Origin of the sequence: Micromonospora sp. LOL_014 (assembly GCF_048060245.1) — a bacterium.
In the GTDB taxonomy this organism is placed as follows: Bacteria; Actinomycetota; Actinomycetes; order Mycobacteriales; family Micromonosporaceae; genus Micromonospora_E.
On sequence record NZ_JBHMIP010000002.1, the window covers coordinates 120726 to 145027 of the forward strand.

Below are 24302 nucleotides of genomic sequence, written 5' to 3' on the forward strand. Positions count from 1 at the left end.
CAGGCCGACGACGATGTGCTGTGGCACCTGCTGCGGCGGCGGGCTGGGCGGCACGAAACCGATCGGGCGGCGGTCGTCGGTCAACGCCCGGTGGAACCATACCCCCAGCTCGAAGCAGTCGCGCAGCAGCTCCAGCGCGGTCCGTACCTGGTCGAGGTGATCGTGCACGGCCTGGTTGCCGACCTTGCGCAGCCGGGTGAACGCCTCGTTGATCTTTGGAGTGAGCACACCGGCCGCGTTGAGCGCCCGTACCTGGTCGACGAACCTGTCGCTGCCGGCCCTGGTGCCGGTGCGATTCACCAGCTCATGGGCGAGGGTCTCGCCGAACGCCCGCGCCTTGAACATTGACGACTGCGCATCAACAAAGATCAACGACTCCGCGCCGACGCCGTACCAGACCAGCATTTCATGATCCACAAGGAACCCGAAGTTGGCGGACTGGTTGGCAAGGCGACGAATTCGCTGATGATCCACAACTCTCCACAGAGTACATGATTGATGTAGAACGCCAGAGCTTATCCGTGCTCGGGCCAAGACGGCATCGGCCGGAAAGTATCTGTTCGATACCGATCGGGCAGACCCCGCCGACCCGTCACGGTGGGATTCGCCTGCAGTCGGCCCTTGACCGGCCGACCGGCATCGTCGTGGCACCTCACCCCGGGCAGGGGCCGGCAGCGGCCGGGTGAATGATGGCCAGGTGAGCGAGTACCAGTACTACGACTTCCGTGCCATCGACCGGCCACTTGACGAGCAGCAGATGGCTGAGCTCCGTACGCTGTCCACCCGGGCGGAGATCACCCGTACCAGCTTCACCAACGTGTACCACTTCGGCAACTTCGGCGGCGACCCGCTGGCCATGGTCGAGGAGTACTTCGACGCGCACCTCTACATCACCAACTGGGGCACCCGGCAACTGGTGCTGCGGCTGCCGCTGCGGCTGCTCGATCTAGAGGTAGCGCAGCAGTACTGCTGGGCCGAGCCGGCCGAGGCGTACCAGTCGGGTGACAACCTGATCCTGAATTTCTTCCGCGAGGACCCCGACGGCGTCGAGGACTTCGACCGCGACGGTGAGGGCTGGCTCGCCAGCATCGTCGGCGTCCGCGACCAGCTCGCGGCCGGCGATCACCGTGCCCTCTACCTGGCCTGGCTGTTCCTCATCCAGGACGGCGAGTTCGGCGACGAGGCGACCGAACCGCCGGTGCCGGCCGGGCTCGGTGACCTGACCGGCGCGCTGTGCGAGTTCGCCGAGTTCCTGCGGATCGACCCCAATCTGATCGCCGCAGCGGCGCAGGGCAGTGCACCGGAGGCCGCGGGCGCCGCCGCTGACCCGGCCCGGCTGGCCGACTGGATCGCTCAGCTGCCCGCCGCCGACAAGGACACCGCGCTGCTCGGCCTGCTACAGGGCGACGGGCTGGCTGTCACCGCCGAACTGCGGCAGCGGTTCCGGGCCGACACCGGTACGGCGGCGGCCGACCCTGCCGGCAGCAAGCCGCGCACCATCGGCGAGTTGCTCGACGCGGCGGAGACGATTCGGGAGCAGAGCGAGTAGTTCGACCGGGTGTAGTCCCAACGGCCGACCACGACTGGGCCGATGACCCACCTCCGCCGTGGCGGACGGTCGGGCTCACCGGCCCGGTCGGCTGCTCCACAGTGGCGGTTGCGGCAGCTAGCGTGCAGCGGGTGAAGTGGCCTAGCCCCGCAACCCTGCGCCACCGCGTCCTGCTACCCACACTCGGCGTAGCGATACTACTCAGCGCGAACGTGCCACCACTCTACGGTTTTACCAGTGACTGGCTGCACGAGCGCACGCTCAACAGCGTCGAGTACCAGCGGGAGCACGGCTACTGGCAGGTCCTCGAACTCCCCGAGGACCAGCGGGTCAACGCCATCCACGCCGCGCTGCTGCCCACCGGCAAGGTGCTGCTGATCGCCGGCTCAGGCAACGACCGGGAGCAGTTCGACGCCGGCACGTTCAAGACCCTGCTGTTCGACCCGGCGACCGAACAGACCGAACTCGTGCCGACCCCGGAGGACCTGTTCTGCTCCGGGCACTCGTTCCTGGCCGACGGCAACCTGCTCGTCGCCGGCGGCACCCAGCGGTACGAGGTCCTCGAATCCGACATCGAACGGGCCGGCGGCACCATGCTGGTCAAGAACGAATCCCCGGACGGCGGTCCGCGCAGCTTCGTCAAGGGCACCGAGTTCGTCGCCCCGGACGGGCGGCGCTACTCCGCCGGGCACGACTTCGTCGTACCGCCGGCCACCAAGACCGACGGACCGGGCGACCGGGTCGTCGTCACCGCCAGCGAAACGGAGGCCTGGGTCGATGCAGCTGGCTTCGGCGACGAGTACGTCGTCGAACGGCAGACCCAGTACCGGGTCAACGGCCTGGTCGGCGCCGAGGTGCAGGACATCTACGGCCTCGCCGAGGCGATCACCATGGACAAGCAGGACTACCAGGGACTCGACGCCGCGTTCGAGTTCAACCCGTGGACCGAACGGTACGAGCGGGTCGACGACATGCACGTCAAACGCTGGTACCCGACGCTGACCACGCTGCCCGACGGGCAGGTGCTCACCGTGGCCGGGCTCGACGGCAGCGGCCAGGTCCTCGACGGCACGCAGCACGAGATCTACGACCCGCAGACCAGGAGCTGGACGCTGCGCCCCGACCTGGAACGGTACTTCCCGACGTACCCCAGTCTGTTCCAGACCGCAACGCCCGACCTGCTGTTCTACACCGGATCGAACGCCGGCTACGGACCCGACGACCAGGGCCGCGACCCCGGCCTGTGGGATCTGAGCGACAACACGTTCACCGAGGTCGACGGGCTACGCGACACCGACCAGCTGGAAACCAGCATGAGCGCCTGGGCCGGCCCGGTGCAGGAGCAGCGGATCATGGTCGTCGGCGGCGGCGGGGTCGGCGAGTCGGCGCTGTCCAGCGACCGGATCGACCTCATCGACCTGACCACGGCCAACCCCCGGTTCACCCCCGGCCCGGACCTGCCGGACGGGACCCGCTACCCCAACCTGGTGCAGCTACCCGACGACACCGTGCTGATCACCAACGGCTCCAGCGACTACCGGGGCCGCGGCCTCAGCGACAACCACACCGCCCGGATCTTCCACCCGGACAGCAACACCCTGACGGTCGCCGCCGACCCCCATGTCGGCCGTAACTACCACTCGGCGGCGTTGCTGCTGCCCGACGGCCGGGTGCTCACCGTCGGATCCGACCCGCTTTTCCGCGACGCCAAGAACAGCATCAGCGGCGAGTTCGAGCAGCGGCTGGAGCTGTACTCCCCGCCGTACCTGTTCGGCGGTGTTCGTCCGGTCCTCGGCAGCGTGCCGGAGCGGATCGAACGTGGCGGCAGCGTCACCGTGATCAGCCCGCACGCCGACCGGATCGACCGGGTCCGGCTGATCCGGCCCGGCGCCGCCACCCACATGCTCAACAACGAGCAACGGTCCGTGGCGGTCGACTTCACCGCCACCGCCCACGGGCGGCTGGAGCTGAGCCTGCCCGAGGAGGCCACGATCCTGCCGTCCGGGCCCTACCTGCTGTTCGCCGTCGACGCCGCCGGGGTGCCGTCGGTCGGCGTACCGGTGATGGTGCGCTGAGCCCTGCGCACGCTCACTCCGCCTGGTCGACCAGTTGGAGCGCGTACTCGGGCCACCATTGCCCGGCCGGCGGCTCGCCCGGCCGGCAGTCGCCGTCGGACTCGCCCGGACGCTTGATCCAGAGCAGGGCGTCGACCCGGTCCAGCCCGGTCGTCGTGGTCGGTGATTCCCCCAGCGACCGGCCGGGCGGGTTGCACCAGGACGGACCACCGTCGACGGTGGCACCGTCGACCGGCCCGGCGCCGTTGCGGCTGGTGTCGACGACAAACCTGGTACGCCCGTCGAGTTCGTCGGACAGCCGCCGGCCGTAGCCGACGTTCTCCTGCGTACCGATGAAGTTGGAGACGTTCAGTACGAAGCCGTCGGCTTGCCCGATCCCGGCCCGGCGCAGCGCGTCGGCCAGCTTCGGCAGGTCGGCCACCCAACGGGCATGGCCGGCGTCGAGATACACCTGGGCGCTGCCGGTCTGCTTGAGCACGGCGACCGCGTCGGTTAGCAACGCCAGCCGCTCGTCGGCGGAGTCCGCGCCGCAACTGTCCAGGCTGTGCGCCACCGCGTCCGGTTCGACGATCACCGTGACCGGGCGGCCGGCGATCCCGGCCGCGAACTCGCGGACCCAGGCCCGGTAGTCGTCGCCGTCGCTCGCACCACCACCGCTGAAGCTGCCACAGTCCCGGTCCGGAATGTGGTACGCCACCAGCACCGGCATGCCGCCGGCAGCGTCGGCCCGGGTGAGCACGGCGTCGACGTCGGCGCGTACCGCGGTGGTGCTGCTGGTGACCCAGACCGCTGTCGGCTGCTCACTGATCCGTCGAAGCCGGTCGGCGTCACCGGTACGGCCGGCCGCCACCCAGCTGGTGACCTGGTCGACGGCGGCTCCGGTCGGGTCGACGAACAGCTCCGCTCCGGCGAGCGGCACCTCGACCGGCTGCCCGGGGGTGCCGGCGGTCCGGGCATCCGTAATCTGGTCGCCGAGACCGCCCACCCGCTCTGACGGTGCGGTGCCACAACCAGCCAGCAAGCCCAGGAACAAGCCGACGGGCAGGGCAAACATCGACTGGCGGGCTATCGACAGCAGCACCGTTCGTCCTCCGTCACTGGCGTAAAGCACGGCCGAGACTAGCTCAACCGGCTGATCCGGGCAGGCCTTCCCGGTGCCTAGGATCGTCGAAACCAGCGGCCGGGCGTGGGCCGGTGGGCGCGACTGCTGGGCGGCTTACTGCTTGTGGCGGAACAATTCGACATCCCGGTGTACGGCCGGTCCTGGGCACGACTCGAATCCTATAGCCGGCTCGCCGGTTCGCTGACCGATCCGCCGGAGGGCGTGCCGTACCGGGTCCGCTACCGCAGCATGCATGGAGCGCACGGTAGCCGGCAGATCGTCACCGCAGTACTGATCGCGCTGGCGAACATCTGCTTCGAGGTGTTCTTCTTCGTCTGGCTGCTGCAGCCGGGGCACTTCGCCGACACCAATCCCGGTCCGGTGGCCGAGGCTGCCCGGATCGCCAATGTCTTCGTCATCTGCTCCATCGCCGTCGTCGAGGCGTTACGGCTGGCCAACGTACTGTCGCTGTCGCTGGCCTCGGTGATCGCGCGGGATCCGGTGCCGGTGGTCCCGCCTCGAGGGCTGCGGGTCGCCTTTCTCACCACGATCGTGCCGAGCAAGGAGCCGGTCGCGGTGGTACGCGACACGTTGCGAGCGGCGAAGCGGATCCGGCACCGGGGCGTCTTCGACATCTGGCTGCTCGACGAAGGCGACGACGCCGAGGTGAAGGCGATGTGCGAGCAGCTCGGCGTACGACATTTCACCCGCAACGGCATTGAGCGGTACAACCAGCGGCGCGGACCGTTCCGGGCGAAGACCAAGCACGGCAACTACAACGCCTGGGTAGACGCGCACGGCGGCGGCTACGACGTCTTCCTTTCCGTCGACCCCGACCACGTGCCGCTGGCCAACTTCGCCGAACGGATCCTCGGCTACTTCCGCGACCCGGATGTGGCGTACGTCGTCGGCCCGCAGTGCTACAAGAACGGCGAGGCGTTCGTCACCCGGGCCGCCGAGTCGCAGCAGTTCCCGTTCCACAGCGTGATTCAGCGAGCCGCCAACGCGTACGGCACGTCGATGCTGGTCGGTACCAACAACGCGGTACGGATCAGCGCGTTGCGCAGCATCGGCGGGTTGGCCGACTCGATCACCGAGGACATGGCGACCGGGCTGGCCATGCACACCACCCGCAACCCGGCGACCGGCCGACGGTGGAAGTCGGTGTACACCCCGGACGTGCTTTCCGCCGGGGACGGCCCGGCCAGCTGGAGCGACTACTTCTCCCAGCAGCGGCGCTGGTCGCGGGGCACCTTCCAACTGCTGGTCGGCCGCTACTGGCGGCGCTTCCCCCGGCTGTCCGCCGGTGGGATGCTGCACTACACCCTGATCACCACCTTCTACCCGTCGATGGCCGTCGCCTGGCTGCTCGGCATCGTCAACGCGGTGCTGTTCCTGGCTCTCGGCGTCAGCGGTATGACGATCTCGCCGCAGATCTGGTTCGCCCTCTACACCGACGCCACCGCCTTCTCCCTGTGGCTCTACCTGCACAACCGGCGGTACAACGTCAGCCCGTACGAGGCACCCGGTTCCCGCGGGCTCAAGGGCATGCTGATGTCGATCATCTCGGCACCGATCTACGCCGGGCAGTTCGTCAGTACGCTGCTGCGTCGGCCGGCCCGGTTCGTGGTCACCCCGAAGGGGGCGCACAGCAGCAGTGACGGCCTGTACACGTTCCGGGCGCACCTGGGCTGGTTGGCGGTGCTCGCCGCAGCGATCGTGGTCGCCGTTGCCCGCGACTACGCCAGCTTGCCGTCGCTCCTGTGGCCCGGCGTCGCGCTGCTGATCTGTCTGCTACCGGTCGCGCTGTGGCTCCGTGACCTCCGCCGGCGTTCCCACCCGGTGCCCACGGGTGGCGGCGGTAGTGACGGCGGACCGCCGACGATCGCGGAGGTGCGCGGTCCGGATCGGGCCGGGGACATCACCATGGAGATCCCACGAGCGCTGCTGACGGCGCATCTGGCCAGCCGGTCGGTCGAGGACCAGCCCGACGACGTCTCCGCCACGATGATCCTGCCCCGGATCGAGGTGCCCCGGCAGGCCGGTCCGCCCGCCGTGGAACAGACCGGTCAGCCCGGCGAACCGGTTCAGGAGGGCGACAGGGGCACGCAGTGAGCCGACGGACCGGACCAGAGCAAACAGGCGGTTTTGGAGCGAGGACTGGTCGCGGGTGGGCTAACAGGGTGGACACCGGCTGCCCGGCGAGCACCTGATCACCGCCGACGCGGCCTGCCGCCTCGGTCCGAGTCGATTGGCCGGCGAGGCTGTCACTGATCAACCTGCCAGCCGGCCCGAGCAGCCAGCCTGGACAGGCCTGAGCAGCCAGACGCGAAACGGTCCCCCTGGCGGGCCGTCCACCGTGGCAGCAGGGGCCTCCGGGCCACCGCGGGTCCGCCGGGCGCGGCAGAGTCGACCGACGGTCATCCTCCTCAGCCGACGTCAACCTGACTGCGGTGGGAGGCGGCGATCTCCGCGGCTTCGCGGCGGGCAGCGGCAGGCAGCCGCTCGCGCGTGAGCCGGTCCGCCGCCGTCCACATCCCGTCGACCAGAAGCTGACCGGTCCCGGTCAGCTGGCCGCTCCGACTGATCACCCGCAACGTGTCCCGCACGGCAGCGCGCCACCGGGCGAACCGCACCTGGGCAAGGTGGATGTCGGTCGGATCGGTTTCGACCCGTTGCTGCCGTTGCCAGAACGTGGCGACCGCGAGATGGGCGTACGCGCCGTGCAGCAGCGCGGCTAGGGGCCGCAGATCCCGGCGCCACGGCGCGTAGTAGCGCTTGTCGTCATCCGTCGGAACGATCAGCGGGAGGGCGTCGCTCAGTGCGAGCAGCTTGGCGTGCTGCAGTTCGTGCGCGAGGGTGACCGCGACCGTCCGCGTGTCGTCCGGGGAGGACATCGCGACGGCACCGAAAGCGCCCGCGAAGGTAGCACTGCCGACCGAGCTGCCCAGCAGTTGCATCGGTACGACGGCGGTGACGCATTCGGCGACCTCCGCCGCGACCTCGGGATGATGTTCGGCGAGCAGCAGCCAGCCGGCGCGGACGCCGCCGGTCCAGCGGCTCAGGTCGAGGTGGCGCTCGTCGACGGTACGGGGCCACCCTGGTTCGTCGTTGCCGAGCCCTTGCCACCCCGAACCGTCGATGGTGACCTGCCGGCGGATCAGCACCTGCGGTAGACCGTCCCAGTCCCGCGAGGTCGGCCTGTCCCCAGCCGCAGATCGGTGAGCCGTCGGGGTGGGAACGATTACCTGCCGCCCGGCCCGTTCCAGCAGCACCAGGTCATCGTCCGCGCGCCGCACGCGTAGCGGGTCGCAGTTGCCTCCAGGCAGGGTCGCGATGCCCAGGGACGGCAGCACGATGCCATGGTTGGAACGACTTGCGCCGAGCGGCACCTCGGCGGTGGCCCCGCAACGTGCCGCCACTGCGGCCGCGACCAGGGCGAGTCGGCCCGGTTGAGCGGGTCGGTGGCTGGACAGCGCCGCCACGGTGCGGCCCAGCCATGCCCCAACCGCCGGATAGCAGAGTACGTCGTGCACCGCAGTGGGCGAGTCGCGCTCGAGATCAACCAGCAGCCGGTACGCGTACATGGTCTGTCTTGCTTCCGGATGGCTGGTCCGTCGCGCGAGGTCGGGCAGCATCCAGCAGAACAGTCTGCTACGGCTGTTCTGCAGTCCGGCGAGGACCCGGATGCCGGCGGGGGCACCACCACCTTGCGCGAACTCAGTCAGCATGTTCCTCGAGAATCGGTGCGGTTGGATCATGCCTGCTCCCGAAGCGCCTGGTTACCGACTTGCTACCGCAGTCTTCGCCCCACCTATTCATCGATGATCGCACATCATTGCCGCCGCGTGGAGCGCATGGTCGATCACCCGAGGAAGTGACATTGACTCGCCTGACTGTCCGACAGTCGTGGATCCGACTTTCCACAGCGTCCACAAAGACTGCGCGACCTCGGTGAGGATTTCGGCGATCTGCACTACGATTGGCGTTCCACGCCGCAGCGAGCGACGATGCTCCCGCGCATCAGGGCACCCCCGGCAGACAGGACCGGCGAATGACCCAAGATCGGCACGAGCAAGAGACACTTCTCGTCGACCTCACCGACGTCGACCTGCACACCCTGTCCGAGTTGCCACCAGATGCCCTGCAGATCTCCCTCGATCACCTACTCGACGAACGATTGAATCCGATCGCCTTCTTCCTTGGTCAACACGATGGCGATCCGGCGAGCAGCGCCGCACAACCCTCATGATCGAAAGAGATTCAAGATGACCGACACACCGACGACGACCGCGGCAAGCAAGACCGGCACGGGGCGGCAGACGGCTGAAGTGTTGGTCTTCGTCTCCCCCGGCGGCGGCGCCGGGCAGACGAGCATCGTCGCCAACATCGCCTGGATACTCGCCAGCACCGGGCACCGGGTCCTCATCCTCGACTGGGGAGGTAACGCACCCCGGGTCCAGGACTACCTGCACCCCTTCCTTGACGTGACCACGTCCGTCGACGAACCGCTCGGCGCAGCTCTGCGGATGATCGCCGACCGCACCGGGACGACGCCGGAGACCAGTGTCCAACGCTTCCAGGCAGCTGGTTGGGTTGACGCCGTGGACGTCGTCACCGCGTCTTCCGACAGCTTCTACCCGGCAGCACTGCCCGACGGTGCCGGCGACGGTAGTCAACTCCGACGCCTGCTGCAGCAGACCAGCTACCACTACGTGCTGCTCGACGCACCGCCGCAGAACCCGCAGAGCGCGTTGCACCAGCTCGCCTGCCTCTGCGACGCCGCCGCGGTCTGCTTCCGGTCGCACCAGCGGGTGCAGCAGGACGCGTTGCGCCTGGCAGGCGCGTTGGTCAACGCGGCTCCTGTCGGCCTACGCCTGGTGGCCACCCCGACCCAGGTACGGCTCGGCGAACCCCACGCGGCCGAGCGGCTGCACGCCGCCCGGCAACAGTTCGCCCAACTCGCCGGGCCGGCAAGCGCTGGTGTCACCGTGTCGTTCGTCGAGGTGCCGCGCCACTCGTACGACATCGAGCGGGAAGCTCTCGCCATCATTCTCGATCGCGGCAGCCTCCGGACGGGTCTGACTAGCGTCGTCCACGCGATGACCGACGGTGCCGTTCTTTCCGCTCCAGATGTCGGTCGACGACTACGGATGCGCTACGAACGGGCGCTCGGGTTCGATCCGCAGGCCGAGCCGGAGAAGGTCTACCTTGCGTACCGACCGGCCGACCGACGCTGGGCGGACTGGATCACCGACCGGTTGCGGCAACAGGGCCTGCCCGCCAGCCGGCTACCCGCCGATGATTCGTGGATCGAGCAGTCGACGCCGCCGAGCCTCGTCGTGATCGGCGGGCTCGCCACGGCCGACGGGCGAGTACGCCGCATCGCCGAACGGCTCCGCGACGCGGTGCTGTCGCCGACTGAAGTATCCGGTCAGGTCACCGACGTATCCGACCCGGTCGTACAGGTGGCCGTCACCGCTCAGACCCCGGCCGACTTCGATGCCACAGTGCCGTGTCTCGATCTGATCGGCCTGTCCGCCGGTGACGCCGAGGCACGGCTACGTCGGCACTTCCTGCTCATCGAGACGCCCTACGATGACCGTGCCGGGTTCCGCCCGCGCTATCCGGGCGGCCCGCCGGAACATCGCCAGCTGCCGCCGGCCGTCGATTTTCCCGTCCGCAATCCGCAGTTCACCGGCCGAGCCGACGATCTCGAAACGCTCCGCGACAAGTTGCTCGCCGACGGCCCCGGGCCTGTTCTGGTGGTTGGTGCCACCGGAGTCGGCAAGAGCGAGCTGGCCAACGAGTACGCCCACCGGTTCCAGAAGGACTACGACATCGTCTGGTGGATCCCGGCGGACAGCTGGGAATCGATCGCCCATGCGCTACGCAGACTCAACGAGCAGTTCCAGCTGCTGGCTCCGAATCCATCCGAGGTGGACACCGAGGGCGTTGAGGAGCAGCCGCGACAAGCATTCGACCACCTGTTGCAGCTCGCCGCCAGGAGACCGTGTCTCTTCATCTTCGACGGGCTCGACGATCGGGAGCTTCTCGAGTGGGTCGGGTCCGCCGCCGGACACGTGGTGGTGACCTCAAGGATCACCGATACGCCCACCCCACGGTTGCTCGTCGTGACCCACCTCGGGACGGACGACGCAACCGAGCTGCTGCGCACCTACGTGCCGGAGCTGAGCGAGGAGCACTGCGCCGCGGTGGTCGCCGAGGTGGGACAGCTCCCGCTCTCGCTGCGGCTGACCGGGGCGTGGCTGCGGGAGAGCCGACACCACCTGATGGCGTACGCGCCCGCAGATCTCGAAGCCGCTACCGAAGCGATGGTCGCCAGCCTCCGGCCCGAATCCCCGGCCGATCTGCCCGCCGATGCGGATGCATCGCCGGCGGTGTCGGTGCCCGACGACGATCCCACCTACCACGCGCTACGGCGATCCTGGCGCGCGTTGGAGGCGACGCTGCGACAGACGGAGATTGGTCGGATAGCCATCCACCTCGCTGAGATGTGCTCCTTTCTGTCGTCCGACGACATCAGTCTCACGCTGCTCCGTTCGAGTTCGATGATCGATCAGCTGGCCACGCTGTCAGACGGTGGCGAAGAGCGCGTCCGCAACGACCCCGCGATCTTCGACGAGGTCGTCTGGACCGGGGCCCGGTTCGGCATCTTCGACGTACGTTGGGGGCAGCGTCCCTCAATCCGTATCCACCGAGCAGTACAGGACGCGGTACGTGGCGCCCTGCCGCCGACGCGGGCCGCCGAGGTTCGCCGTCACCTGCGGCTCGGCCTGGCAAGTTACGCCCCAACCGGAGCTGAGGTCGACGGCGGCTGGCAACGGCACCGCCTCGCCGAGCTGCAACCCCATCTGCTGCCCAGCGGTGCCGTGGCCGAGACCGACCCGAAGGTGCGCAGGTGGGTCGTCCGACAAGTTCGGTACATGCGCCGGCAGGAGACCTGGGACAGCGCGAATGTCGCCCTGAAGGTCATCGACGAGGCTCTCGGCTACTGGTCGTCGGCGGTGCCGCCCACCGATCGCAGCAATATGCAGCTACGGGGCGAGCAGGCGAGTCTGCTGCGCTGGATGGGCCGGTACCGCGAGTCGCTCGAGATCGCGCAGCAACTGCGGCTACTGCAGTTGCGCACCATCGGGCAGGAGCATCCGAACACCGCGACCACGCTGCAGGGGATCGCCGGGGACGTACGGGCGCTCGGAGAGTTCGAGCTCGCCAAGAGTCACGAGGGCGTCGCCTACGATGTTCTTCGCAAGGCCTACGGCGAGGAGCACCAGCAGACCTTGATGGTCGCGCACAATTTGGCGCTGTCGTCGTACTTCGACGGCGACCTCTACACCGCGATGGTGGTGGAACGAGAAGTGGTCAACCGCCGATTGCGGGTGTTCGGCACGAGGGACCCCTTCCTCTGGTGGGCCGCTGCCAACCTGGCGACATATCAACGTGAGCTGGGCGACTACCACGCTGCGACCCGGACCATCGACGATGCTCGCGGTTGGCTGGGCCATCCGACCGGCAAGATCCCGACGGACAGCGCGAGTACGCTGCGGATCATCCGGGTACTCGCGGTCACCCAACGCCGCAAGAACATGGTGCCTCAGGCCAAGGAGAATCACGCCGACGCGCTGCGCGGGTACCAGCAGCTTCGCGGGACAAATCATCTCGACACCTTGGCCTGCAAGCTCGCGCTGGCCACCGACATGCATCTGCTGCGGGAGACACCAGCACGAGTGGTGGAGTTCGGGCAGTCCTGCTACCGCGGCTACCAGCGTCAACTTGGCCCGGAGCATCCGCTCACCGGTGTCTGCCTGGTCAATCTCGCGCTGTTCCTACGCGGTGTCGGCGATCTCGACGAGAGCCGGCGCCTCGGTGACCACGGTTTGCGGATCATCCGGACCGCTGTGCCGGCCGAGACCCACCCGTGGGTGCTCGCGGCAACGATCAACCAGGCCGGCAACCTGGGGCACGGTGGTGCGGTAGACGCCGCGATGCGACTCGCTGGTGAGGCCGTCGAGTTGTGTGAGGAGGACCTGCCACCAGGACATCCGTACCCCGACATCGCGCGTGCCAATCTTCGAGTATGGGAGCAGGCAGCGCGTCGATCCGACGGAACGGTTCCCACCAACCCGATATCCACCCGCGACCTCGATATCGACATCCCGCGGCGCTGAGAAGCATCTGGCGAACCCGACCCGCATCCCGGCGAACCACGACCACAGCAGAGGAAGTCTCAAGTGCCGACAGAGCAGGGACGACATGCGGACTCGGTGATCGGCTCGCCGCACCGAGAGTACTCCGACGCGATCACCGTGACGCAGGAGCCGACCGGTCGCCAGTTCAGCGACATCGACGATCGAATCGCCTACTGTCGTGGCCTCTTCCGGTCCGACGGACCGCTGCACTACCTGGCGCATTGCAGTCCCGGATCCCGCGACTTCGACTTGTACGCACCTGCTGGGCCCGGCCGGGACGACGATCGACTTGTCGAGAACTGCCGCCGTGTGGCGAGGCGGCTGAGTTTTCAGTCAGGACAGGTGATGCACGAGTGGCTACGGCCCCTCGGTCAGGGCGTGCCGCTGCGCACGGTGCTCCAGTCGGCCGGCGGAGCCTTCTACTGTGCCCGGGTAGTTCCCGGTGTGCTGCTCGTCGCCGGAACTCTGGGTCTGACCACCGACGAGGTTGCGTCGCTGGCCCGGCAGCCTGCCGTACAAGAGGCTGACAGCGCGCTCTCGCAGCTGGTCGATCAGATCAGAGCTGGCATTCGGCTGCCCCGACAGAACCTGGGGGCCTGGGACACAAAACACTTTAGGGAGTCCGCGTTCGACCGCGAGGCGGCCGACATCCCGCGCCAACAGCCGGCGAGCGCGCCCCGGCCGTTGCCGTCCATCGATTCCACGACGCGGCGGAACCTCGAAACGTCCGCCGACCCACGGCACCCCCTGGCGATCACCGGCGACCGCCGTCACTGGGCCTTCGACGCCTGCGCAGCCGCCGTCGATGGAACCGGCCTGCACCTTGTCGCGTGCTTCAACGACAAGGTACAGCTGTTCTCGGTCGACGCGCTCGGTACGCCCGAGCTACGTGGGGCTGCCTACCGCCACTCGCCCAGCTACCGACGCCAGCAGGTCAACGCGATGGGTCCCGCGACTGCCGCCTACCTCAGGGAGCTTGGCCGGACCGCCCGGCCTGCGATCGGTGGACCGGCCGTCCGCGCGGTGCTCGATACGGACATCGGCGCGATCTACTACTATCGTCTGTCCGCACGGGAGTACGTCATCGGCCTGTGCCTCGATCAGGACCAGGTGGACATAGCCGACAATAGCTTGACCGAGGTCGTCCTTGCGGTGTGCGGCCCGGCCGCAGCCGCCGTCCAGCCGCTTCATTGAGATGCCGCAGGCGTGACGCCAACCGATCACACGTCGCCGATCGTGCGTCGCGCCGCTGCCCGTACCCGTGCGCCAAGCCCTCCGAACACCTCCCGGATGTCGTCGAGATGCATTGGGTGCGGACCAGTCGCGGCGGCCGCTTCCGGCGGCAACGCCATGGATTCGGCAAGACGTTTGAGATGTTGCAACGACGCGTAGTCGAAGATCGCCTCGTAGGTGAGGCAGAGAACGTCCAGCCGTTCCAGGTCGGTGCTCGACGACGCGGCGTCGGCGCGGTCCACCGACACCCGCCGCATTCGCCATTCGACGACCGCCTGTCGAAAAGATTCGATCAGGGATTGCAGGAACACGGCCGTACCCAGCAGGCTGAAGCTGTCGGGATCGGCGGTCCACCCGTGGATGCGCTCCTGTGCGGATCTGATCGCCGTTGAGAGGCCCGGAGCTGCTCTGAATGCTTGGGTGAAGGCGTCTGGCAGTCCGTCACCGAGCCGTACGGCAGCGTCGATCGCCGACTCGAACAGTTCGTCGATCTCGCCCATCTCGTCCATCGGGCCGGGCTGGGTCGGCACAGGGACGGCTCGGTCCACTGACACTGTCCCGGTGAGCAGGCCAGCCACATCGGCGGAGATCTCGCTGAGGCGTTGGTTGGTCGACCGCCGCATGTCACGGACCTGCTGCTCAAGCCGGTCGATCATGGTGTATGCGCCGGCTTGCTGACGAACGAGCCGATCGACCCGGGTAACCATCAGCCGAACCGGGTCAGTCTCGCTCAACCGGGCACGCTGTAACACATGATCGATCCTGGCAACCACGGCGCTCGCCAAGGTTCGACGTTCGTACTCGATCGGTTCGGCCAGGACGACGTTGCGGACGTTCGATGCCACGTCGGGTGCCAGGTAACCGACGACCACCAGGATGATCTCGACGTCGACGCCTTCTGATCGAGCGGCCGCAGCCCGGCGAGCGACCCGTTCGACGTCCGATTCCCGCATGATGCCTTCGGAGAGCAGGATGACGCAACTCGGCTCACCGCCCTCGTTCAGCACGACGAGGTCGAGCAACGACCGGCCGTCGACGTCAAGCTGACGACGCCGCTCAAATCCGATGGCCTCGCGCTCGAGGGTCAGCATCACCTCACGTCGCACATCGTCAATGGTGGCGAAGTCGAAATGATCCCGAGCCACCAATTGGACAAGCTCGATTCCTATCACCGTACGTTCGAGCTCGGCTCGGCGGTACAGATGATGGCAGAGCTTGATGAGCTGCCGTGGAACGCCGTGGGTCATGTCAACGAGGTACTGCACGGCATCGTCGAGGAACGGGGCGATGTCGCTGTCACCTCGGGCCGCAAGATGGCTTTGCTCAATCAGCTCACGTGCCTCCTGCGCCGTAAGCGGAGTCATCCGGACGGCATGCCCCATCCGCTGCAGCACGTCTCCCTGCAGTTGCGGGGTGATCTCCACCAGACCGGTGATGATCAAGAATGCTCCGGACTCCTCCACCGCAGTCAGTAGATTTCGAAACTGCCCGACCACACCCGCATCTCGCTGATCCGCCGGATCAAGGACCCGGTCGAGCTCGTCCAGTACGACGACGAATCGCCGGCCACTGCGGCCGTGCAAGTTCAGGAGCGCGATGATCGCCGACATGGCAGCAGCTGAACTATCGATGTACTTCGACAGCCCGTGCTCCGTGACGAAGCCGTCCGACCGGTTGCCGATCAACCAGTCCCACGCTTGCACCGTGGTCCGCTCGTCGAGCAGCAACGTCATCGCCGTACCAAGGTCGTCATCGCCGGTTGCCTCGATCAGCCGGTCCTGCAACTGGGGCAGCAGGACGCTCTCCGGCAACCCGAGGTCGTCGACCACCGCCTGCGGCTCGATGACATGTCGCCGCAGGTCGTCAGCGATCTGCTGCGCATGTGGCACGTGGCTGAGCCCATCGGCGACCACCTCGGAGTAGTAGTCGCGCAGGAGGTCGACGATGTCCTCCCGGTCGAGACGACCGACGAAGCGCTTGTACAGGTCGACCAACGAGCCGAACTGGGGCGCCTCAACGTACAGGGTGCGCACCGCCGAGTCACCCGATCGACGAGCCCGATGCAGCAGGGCCGCCGCAAGATGAGACTTGCCGGTGCCGTATTCACCCACCACAGTCAGCAGGCGACCGGACAGCCCGACCCGCTCCGGAGGGACGGCCTGCGCCAGGAAGGCGTCAAGATAGCGGAACGCCTCCTCGACCGCACGGGTCGACACCGTCGGCAGGCCCTGGCCGACCTCCGAGACACGCGCAACAGCGGTTGGCGAGTACGGGTTGACCCCGACCGCCCGCGGCTCTCCCGATGAGGCATTCATGGTCATCCATTCTTGATGCCCCGGCCACGAGGCCGGTAGCCGTCGCGCCGATCTACATAGTATCGATCGAAGTCGTGCTTACTGACTTCCTTGGTACCTGGGCGACGCCGAGCCTCGTCCCATAAATGAAAACACATCTTCTGGAGTTGCTTCAAGGACATCGAACGATGATCCTCCATCACCGCGTGCATAGTTTCTACGGTAACTGTCGGAACCCGAGGATGATCACACATCTGCAGCCGCCCGTTAGCGAATGTCCACCCGTCCGTACCGGTCAGCATACCTACCTCGATCACAAGAACACCCTCCCTAGCTTCACCCCGGACTCGATCGCTCCAGTCCTTGATCTGCTGGGGATTATCGCTTTCCGCAAAAAGGATCATGCGCTCGCCGACAAGGTCGAGATAGTGATTGATCGGGTGCATAGCCTGCAGCGAAAGCACCGATCTCTTCCACGTCGCGTCGTTGAACTGCGGTAGCACGATGATCGCGACTGCGTCCGCATCCTCGAGATCCCGCCCGAGTCGCGTGAAAGCCACCTTCCCCTGCATCGGTTGATCCCCTGGGTCCGACAGCCCTTCCAGCTGCCGGGACAGCCTGCTCCTGATCTTGTACGCCAGCAGGGCCAGATACTGGTCGAAATCGCCTCTGCGACCGACCATCTCGAGATCGAACGCCCGCTCTCTACTGAGGTCGGCCACCGGCGCGGCCATGATCCGGCCACCGGAGGCGCCATCGAACTCCTGCTTCAAGTGGTGTACGCACCTGTGAATCAACGAGGTACGCCCGCAGCCCGTGGGCCCGGCCACCACCACCAACTGACCGAATCTGGTGAGGTGCGTCGACGGGTCCGGTAAATGGTTGACGAAGCTGCGGTATCCCTCCTCGGCTCTGTCCACTGGGAGGTAGTACGCCTCGTGTTCCCTGTCGTGCCACGGTCGCAGCGCACGGAGGGACTGACCCAGTACGGGGGGCAGTTCGAAGGGGTTCGGAATCTCCTCAGGCCTACCCGCATGAGCACTGCTGGTCTGTGTCATCACGATGCCCTCCCATCACGCCGCTGCTGTTGTCACCGTCGCAAGCCGATGACACCAGCAGCCCGCTCCGCCTCTCGAGCTGCCTGTTCGACCGCCGTTCGCAGGTGCATCAAGCCGGTCCGCGCCTCCCGTACCCGAGGACTGTCCGCCGATCGGTCCGGCCCGGACCACGAATCGCGCATCGACTCACAGAACGTCTCGACAGAATCACGGATCACCTCCATCGATGGGCCCAGGACCGCCGGCAGGGCATCGAGATGCAGCATCAGCCGGAGGCGGGGCTCGTCGAGGCTGGTCCCCTTCGGTTGTCTGGCGGAGGCATCCGCGTACCGGGTGAGAGACTCGTCGGCTGCCCGAATGAACTCGGCCACGGCCACCCGAAGCTGGGCGGCCTGCTGGCGCGCCTCAGTCCGCCGGTGGACGCCGGTCGTCAGCACACTGGTGAACAACGCGCTGATCAGAGCGGACACCAAGGTGAGTGCGCCACCGATCAGCAAGCCACGCATCTCGGAGGTCGGCCCGGCGCGTGCTGCGCCTGGATCGATGCTGAACGCCGCGACCATGGTGGCGCAGGCGGTGTCGAAGTCGGCCCGATGCGTGTCCCGCCATCGCGCGATCGCCACCCGTTGCCCGTCCACCACCACCCGGTCCCCGCTTACCGACTCGACCAGGCCGAGCAACTCAGCAGCCCGGCCGACCTGCTGATGATGCTGGGGTGACAGGCAAACCAGCGTGGACGCTTCCTGATCCAGCGGCTCGTCGGCCAGGCTCCGTGCCGGATCGGCGATCACGATCGTCATCAGTACGAGGCAGGCGAGCAGCGACTGTATCCGACCAGTGTGGATCGCTCGCATACTGTGTCACTGTAGCGCTCTGATTCCCGTGTGGCTGTCCCCCGACGGCACGAACACGGCTTCAGTCCGATAGCCGTCTCGGCGGGCACCTGAGGGCGACGAGGGCTCAACGGGGCTGGGCGGGAGTCCGGTACGCGAAACGGCCCGCCAGGGATATCCCTGGCGGGCCGTTCACCATGGTAGCGGGGACAGGATTTGAACCTGCGACCTCTGGGTTATGAGCCCAGCGAGCTACCGAACTGCTCCACCCCGCGGCGATGAGTTAACCCTAGCGCATACCGTCAGCCCGCCGCAAAACGACCCCCGTACTGACCGACTGGCCTCGGTGATCCCACCCTGGTCCACCCACAAAAGCGGACAAGTCCGGATCACCGAGGCCAGTTCGGCGTCAGTCAGTTGGCGTCAGTCAGTTGGCGTCAGCCGGTCGGTGACGGGTCGGCACTCGGTGACGGGTCGGTGGACGGCGGCTGGGCACCGCCCACCCCGGCCGCCTGCTGCGCCGCCTGGAACGCCGTCATCGCGGCGTCCAGCCGGGCCAGTGCCTCACCGTACCGCTGGAAGTCACCGGCCGCCTGCGCGGCGCGGGCCTCGTCGATCGCGGCGCTGACCTCGGCGGCGGCCGCCTGCAGCTCCGGGGTCACCAGACCCGGGTCGACCGGGGTCGACGGCGTCGGGCTCGGGGTGCCGCCGGGCTCCTCGCCCTCACCCTCGCCTTCGCCCTCTGGCGGGGTCGTCGGCGCACCACCCGCCTCCGCCTGCTCGATCAGCTGCCGGATGCCGTCCTGCACGCTGTTGGCCAGCACCACGTACGAGCCGCCGTCACCGTAGGAGAGCAGCACCCGCTGCAGCAGCGGGTACGCGTTGGTCTGGTTGCTCTTCACGTAGACCGGCTCGACGTAGAGCATGCCGTTGCCGAACGGCAGCGACAGCAGGTTGCCGTACTGCACCTGCGCCTGGTTCGACGACAGCAAGTTCAGCTGCTGCCGGATGGCCGCGTTGTTGGTCATCCGCTGGTGCACCTGCACCGGGCCGGAGATCGCCGTCTGGTCGGGCAGCTCCAGCACCTGCAGCTGTGGCTGTCCGTCGACGTACGACCCGGAGATCAGCGCGGCCAGGTTCTGCCGGCCGGCCGGGGTCACCGCCGAGGTCAGCTGGAACCGTGGCTCGTCCTGCTCCGGCAGCTGGGTCATCAGGTAGTACGGCGGCTGCTTGACCTCGCTGTCCGGCGAGTCCGGGACGTTCGGCACCTCCCAGAAGTCCTGCCCGGAGAAGAACTCGGCCGGGTTGGTGACGTGGTAGCGGGCCAGCAGGTTGCGCTGCACCTTGAACAGGTCCGCCGGGTAGCGGAAGTGGTCGACCAGCTCCTGCGGCGTTTCCGCCTTCGGGATGACCAGGTCGCCGCCGAACGCCGCGTTCCAGGCCTTGAGCACCGGGTCGTTCTCGTCGAACTCGTAGAGCCGGACGGTGCCGTCGTACGCGTCGACGGTGGCCTTGACCGAGTTGCGGATGTAGTTGACGTTCTCCCGGGCCAGCACGAAGGTGCCCTGGCCGGTGAGCTCGTCGGCGGTCTCCACCTGCAGGTTCACCCGCTCCGAGTACGGGTACGTCGCCGAGGTGGTGTAGCCGTCGACGATCCACTGGATCCGGCCGTCGACCACCGCGGGGTACGGGTCGCCGTCCATGGTCAGGAACGGGGCGACCTTCTCCACCCGGTCCCGTGGGTTGCGGATGTACAGCAGCTTGGAGTTCTCGTTGACCGCCTCGGAGAGCAGAAAGTTGGTCTCCTGCTCCTTGATCGCGTACAGCAGTTTGCGGCCGAACGAACCGACCTCGACCCCGCCGGTGCCGGTGTAGGTGTAGTACTGCTCGCCGCCGCTCGAGGTCGGCCGGTCGAACTCGACGTTGCTGTCGCCGGGCGAGCCGACGATGGCATAGTCGGTGCCGTCCATCTGCTCGCCGTAGTAGATCCGCGGCTGCTCGACCGGGATCCGCTCGGTCGCCGAGGAGCACTGCTCCTGGGCCTGGTCGCCGAGGAAGCCGGAGACGAAGTACGGCTGCCCGCCGCAGACCACCCGGTTGGCCGGCGCGCCGACCATGCCGTACCCGTGGGTGAAGACGGTGTGCCGGTTGAGCCAGTTGCTCTGCTGCTCGGTCAGCTCGCTGTAGTTGATCTCCCGCATGCCGACGACGTAGTCCTGCCTCTCGTCGTCGATGGTGTAGCGGTCGATGTCCAGCTTGGTGCCGAAGTCGTAGAAGCCACGCACCTGCTGCAGCTGGGTGTAGGTCTCGGAGACCAGCTGCGGGTCGAGCAGCCGGATGTTGGGCACCACCGCGGTGTCGGTGGCCAGGCTCTCCGGCGGCGTCAGGTTCGTCGCCGGGTACGGCGTCTGCTGGCTGATGTCCAGCCCGAACGCTTCCCGGGTGGCGACGATGCCCCGTTCGATGAACGCCGCCTCCTTGTCCCGCAGGCTCGGGTTGACCTCGAAGGTCTGCACCGCCCACGGGTAGATGCCACCGATCGCCACGGCGGAGATGCCGAGCAGCGCCAGCGAGATGCCCGGCCAGACCAGGTTGCGCATCACCGCGTTGGAGAACACGATGATCGCAATCGCCACCACGATCGAGATGTACGCCAGGATCTCCTTCGCCGGCAGCAGTGCGTTGATGTCGGCGTAGCCGGCGCCGTAGATGCGCGCCTGCTCGTTGTACTCCAGCAGCATGCCTCGCCGGTCGAGCACGTAGGCGACCGCCTTGAGCAGTACGAAGACGGCGACCAGCGTGGTCAGGTGGGCCCGCGCGGCGGTGGTCATCCGGTCGCCGATGCCCTGCAGCCGTACACCGCCGTAGAGGTAGTGCACGGCGAGCGCGCCGATCACCGACAGCACCACGGCGGTGAACGCCAGGCCGAGCAGGTAGCGCAGGAACGGGTACTCGAAGACGTAGAAGCCGATGTCGATGCCGAACTCCGGGTCGGTGACGCCGAACTCCTGGGAGTTGCGGAACAGCAGCCACTGGCTCCACCGGTTCTGCGCGGACAGCCCGGCGAAGACGCCGACCAGGGCTGCGGCCGCGGTGATCCAGATGCCGATCCGGGGGCTGAGCAGCATCCGGTAGCGCTCCAGGCTGACCTGTTCCGGCGAGTGCGGTCGCAGCGCCGGCCGCAGCCGGTACGCCAGCCACAGGTTGGCCGCGACCACCAGTGCCATGGCCAGGCCGACCGCCGCGAACAGCAGCAGTCGGGTGAACAGCACGCCGGTGAAGACCTGGGTGTAGTCGACCTCCTCGAACCACAACCAGTCGGTCCATGCGTTCACCCCCCAGCCGAGCAGGGTGAAGAGAAGGAAGATCCCGATGAGTACGCCGACGGTGACCCGGCCACGTCGGCTCATTCCGGGCATTGGGCTGCTACGCATGACCACGACTAGGTACTCCGCACGTTGGTGTGATCCGCTGGGCGATCAGGCACCAAGACTACGGGGTGTGTCCACCTCAAGGCCGGTTGAGGTGGACCTGACCGGGGTGTCAGTCGCTGCCGCAGAGCGTCGGCTTCTCGCCGGTACGCAGCCGGTCCAGCGCGTCGAGCGCCTCGTCGAGGGTGGCCACCCGCAGCAGCGGCAGGTCGGGTACGGCGTTCGCGACCGCTTCGGCGCAGTTGGCCCGCGGGACGAGGAAGGCGACCGCACCCGCTTCCTTGGCTCCTACCAGCTTCTGCGGGATACCACCGATCGCGCCGACGTTGCCCTCGTTGTCGATGGTCCCGGTCCCCGCGATGATCTTGCCTCCGGTGAGGTCCTCGGGTTCGAGCTTGTCGATGATGCCCAGGGCGAACATCAGCCCGGCGCTCGGCCCGCCGATCTCGTCGAGGTCGATGGTCAGCTGGAACGGCCTGGGCTGCTCCTCGGTGATCTCGATGCCGATCCGGGGTGGGCCGCCGTCACTGGCCCGAGTGGTGATCTCGGCGGTGGCCGACTGGCCGTCGCGGGTGTAGCCGATGGTCAGCGTGCTGCCTTCCGGCTCGGCCCGGATCAGCTCGGTCAGCTGGGTCGCCGAGCTGACCGGCGTGCCGTCGACCGAGGTGATCACGTCGTCGACGTCGAGCAGCCCGACCGACGCCCCGTCCGGGGCGACCGCCCTCACCAGCACCTGCACCGGGTAGCCGAGCTGGCGCAGCGCCGCGGTCTCGGCGCTGGTCTGCGACGCCGCGAAGTCCTCGGCGTTGCGCTCCTCGACCTCTTCCTGGGTCTGCCCCGGCGGGTAGATCACCTCGTACGGCACCACCGCCTCGGCGTCGCTCAGCCAGCCGGCGACCGCCTCCCGCAGCCCCACGTTGGGGCGTACGCCGACGGTGGTGAGCCGCAGCTGCCCGGCCGAGGTCGAGGTGTCGGTCCCGGTGATCTGGATGACGTCCGCGCCGTCGTCGGTGCCGAGTGTGTCGACCGTCGGCCCGGGGCCCAGCACCACGTACGGGACCGGTGCGGCGAGCACGGCGTAGGCGAGCAGTGCGGTGAGCAGCGCGCCGAGGATGACCGTGACACCGCGACGTCTCATGCGCCTGAGCGTACCGACTGCGGTCGGGCCTGTGACGCGGAGCTTCGCGCTGAGCGGAACGCACCGGCGGCGTTGCGGCCGGTGGCCCGCGTACCGTGGAGGGCGTGCCTGATATTCCGTTCGGCTTCCAGCTCCCCGGCGGCCAGCCTCCGGACCCCAACGACCCACGGCAGATGCAGCAGTTCATGGCGCAGCTGCAGCAGCTGCTCGCCGCTCCGGGCAGCGGTCCGGTGAACTGGGACCTGGCCCGGCAGGTGGCGGCCAGCCAACTCGCCGCCGAGGGTGACCCGTCGGTCAACCCGCACGAGTGGCACACCGTCGAGGAGTCGCTACGCGTCGCCGACCTGTGGCTCGAGTCGTCGTCGACGTTCCCGTCCGGGACCCGCACGTCGGCGGCGTGGAACCGCAACGAGTGGATTTACCGGACGCTCGACGTGTGGCGCAAGCTCTGCGACCCGGTGGCCGGTCGGATGGTCGGCGCGATGGGCGACCTCGTTCCGCCGGAGGCCCGCAGCCAGCTCGGCCCGATGCACGCCATGATGACCACTCTCGGCGGGGCCCTGTTCGGCGGTCAGCTAGGCCAGGCGCTCGGCTCGCTCGCCACCGAGGTGCTGTCGGCCAGCGACATCGGGCTGCCGCTGGGCCCGGCCGGCACCGCCGCGCTGCTGCCGGCCAACATTCGGGCGTACGGGTCCGGCCTGGAGCTGCCCGAGGAGGAGGTCCGGCTGTACGTGGCGCTGCGCGAGGCGGCCCACCAGCGCCTCTTCGAGCATGTGTCGTGGTTGCGGGGGCACGTGCTGGCCGCGGTGGAGACCTACGCGTCCGGGATCACCGTCAACCGGGAGGCGATCGAGGACGCCCTCGGCCGGGTCGACCCGATGAATCCGGAGTCGATGCAGGAGATCGCCATGGAGGGGATCTTCACTCCCGAGGACACCCCCGCCCAGCAGGCGTCGTTGGCCCGGATCGAGACGGTCCTCGCGCTGATCGAGGGCTGGGTGTGTCACGTCGTCGACAGCGCTGCCGGGGACCGGCTACCGAACGTCGTGAAGCTGGCCGAGGCGTTCCGGCGTCGGCGGGCGGCCGGCGGGCCGGCGGAGCAGACCTTCGCCGCCCTGGTCGGGCTGGAATTGCGGCCCCGCCGGCTGCGCGAGGCGGCCGCGCTGTGGGCCGCGCTGGACACCCATCGTGGGGTTGACGGCCGGGACGCGTTGTGGAGCCACCCCGATCTGCTGCCGTCGGACGACGACTTCGCCGACCCGGAGGCGTTCGCCCAGGCGAAGACCGACTTCGACCTCGGTGACATCGACTTTGGCAGCGAGCCGCCGGGGCAGCCGGAGCCGCCGGCCGACGGGCCCCGCTGACCGATAGGCCCG

14 protein-coding genes, 1 tRNA gene and 1 pseudogene are annotated in these 24302 nt (G+C 67.9%); 7 read left to right on the forward strand and 9 right to left on the reverse strand.

The features are described from left to right. Positions 1 to 141: 141 nt before the first annotated feature. A pseudogene (locus ACFHW1_RS02335) lies at positions 142 to 405 on the reverse strand (DUF4145 domain-containing protein); the annotation flags it as partial. A 292-nt stretch (positions 406 to 697) separates the two neighbouring features. Between ACFHW1_RS02335 and ACFHW1_RS02340 the strand changes: the two are divergent. Continuing rightward, positions 698 to 1549, forward strand: a complete 852-nt coding sequence (locus ACFHW1_RS02340; RefSeq protein WP_416552255.1) for a hypothetical protein — start codon at positions 698 to 700, stop codon at positions 1547 to 1549. A gap of 131 nt (positions 1550 to 1680) precedes the next feature. Next, a complete protein-coding gene (locus tag ACFHW1_RS02345; protein WP_416614706.1) occupies positions 1681 to 3624 on the forward strand; it encodes a galactose oxidase-like domain-containing protein in 1944 nt (647 codons plus the stop codon). A 13-nt stretch (positions 3625 to 3637) separates the two neighbouring features. Here ACFHW1_RS02345 and ACFHW1_RS02350 read toward each other — a convergent pair whose 3' ends face one another. Next, positions 3638 to 4609 (reverse strand): glycoside hydrolase family 6 protein, encoded by a 972-nt coding sequence (locus ACFHW1_RS02350; protein WP_416614708.1) that lies wholly within the window; start codon positions 4607 to 4609, stop codon positions 3638 to 3640. 240 nt (positions 4610 to 4849) lie between these two features. Between ACFHW1_RS02350 and ACFHW1_RS02355 the strand changes: the two genes are divergently transcribed. Further along, positions 4850 to 6841 carry a glycosyltransferase family 2 protein gene (locus ACFHW1_RS02355; RefSeq protein ID WP_416552252.1) on the forward strand — a complete coding sequence of 664 codons (1992 nt, stop codon included), beginning with the start codon at positions 4850 to 4852 and terminating at the stop codon, positions 6839 to 6841. A 314-nt stretch (positions 6842 to 7155) separates the two neighbouring features. Here ACFHW1_RS02355 and ACFHW1_RS02360 read toward each other — a convergent pair whose 3' ends face one another. After that, positions 7156 to 8457, reverse strand: coding sequence for an aKG-HExxH-type peptide beta-hydroxylase (locus ACFHW1_RS02360; protein ID WP_416552251.1), 1302 nt, complete (start codon positions 8455 to 8457; stop codon positions 7156 to 7158). Positions 8458 to 8780: 323 nt separating this feature from the next. Between ACFHW1_RS02360 and ACFHW1_RS02365 the strand changes: the two genes are divergently transcribed. From ACFHW1_RS02365 to ACFHW1_RS02375, 3 genes are all read left to right on the forward strand, one after another. Beyond that, entirely contained in the window at positions 8781 to 8978 is a 198-nt protein-coding gene (locus ACFHW1_RS02365; RefSeq protein ID WP_416552250.1) for a hypothetical protein, read from the forward strand. 16 nt (positions 8979 to 8994) lie between these two features. Continuing rightward, complete coding sequence (fxsT, locus tag ACFHW1_RS02370; protein WP_416552249.1) at positions 8995 to 12918, forward strand: FxSxx-COOH system tetratricopeptide repeat protein; 3924 nt, start codon at positions 8995 to 8997, stop codon at positions 12916 to 12918. Positions 12919 to 12981: 63 nt separating this feature from the next. Continuing rightward, positions 12982 to 14133 (forward strand): hypothetical protein, encoded by a 1152-nt coding sequence (locus ACFHW1_RS02375; RefSeq protein ID WP_416552248.1) that lies wholly within the window; start codon positions 12982 to 12984, stop codon positions 14131 to 14133. Positions 14134 to 14159: 26 nt separating this feature from the next. Here the strand turns inward: ACFHW1_RS02375 and ACFHW1_RS02380 are convergent, their stop codons facing one another. The 6 genes from ACFHW1_RS02380 to ACFHW1_RS02405 form a co-directional block, all read right to left on the reverse strand. Then, positions 14160 to 16493: an AAA family ATPase gene (locus ACFHW1_RS02380; RefSeq protein WP_416552247.1), complete on the reverse strand. Its 2334-nt coding sequence runs from the start codon at positions 16491 to 16493 to the stop codon at positions 14160 to 14162. Continuing rightward, the gene (locus ACFHW1_RS02385) at positions 16490 to 17239 is read right to left on the reverse strand and encodes a hypothetical protein (protein ID WP_416552246.1); all 750 of its coding nucleotides are present in this window, start codon (positions 17237 to 17239) and stop codon (positions 16490 to 16492) included. The genes ACFHW1_RS02380 and ACFHW1_RS02385 overlap by 4 nt, the downstream gene beginning before the upstream one ends. A gap of 317 nt (positions 17240 to 17556) precedes the next feature. After that, the gene (locus ACFHW1_RS02390) at positions 17557 to 18378 is read right to left on the reverse strand and encodes a hypothetical protein (protein ID WP_416614709.1); all 822 of its coding nucleotides are present in this window, start codon (positions 18376 to 18378) and stop codon (positions 17557 to 17559) included. Between the two features lie 177 nt (positions 18379 to 18555). After that, a tRNA-Met gene (locus ACFHW1_RS02395) sits at positions 18556 to 18632 on the reverse strand. Between the two features lie 162 nt (positions 18633 to 18794). Next, positions 18795 to 21767, reverse strand: a complete 2973-nt coding sequence (locus ACFHW1_RS02400) for a UPF0182 family protein (protein WP_416552244.1) — start codon at positions 21765 to 21767, stop codon at positions 18795 to 18797. Positions 21768 to 21900: 133 nt separating this feature from the next. Next, the gene (locus ACFHW1_RS02405) at positions 21901 to 22926 is read right to left on the reverse strand and encodes a PDZ domain-containing protein (RefSeq protein WP_416567631.1); all 1026 of its coding nucleotides are present in this window, start codon (positions 22924 to 22926) and stop codon (positions 21901 to 21903) included. Between the two features lie 104 nt (positions 22927 to 23030). Between ACFHW1_RS02405 and ACFHW1_RS02410 the strand changes: the two genes are divergently transcribed. Beyond that, positions 23031 to 24290, forward strand: coding sequence for a zinc-dependent metalloprotease (locus tag ACFHW1_RS02410; RefSeq protein WP_416552242.1), 1260 nt, complete (start codon positions 23031 to 23033; stop codon positions 24288 to 24290). Positions 24291 to 24302 lie beyond the last annotated feature (12 nt).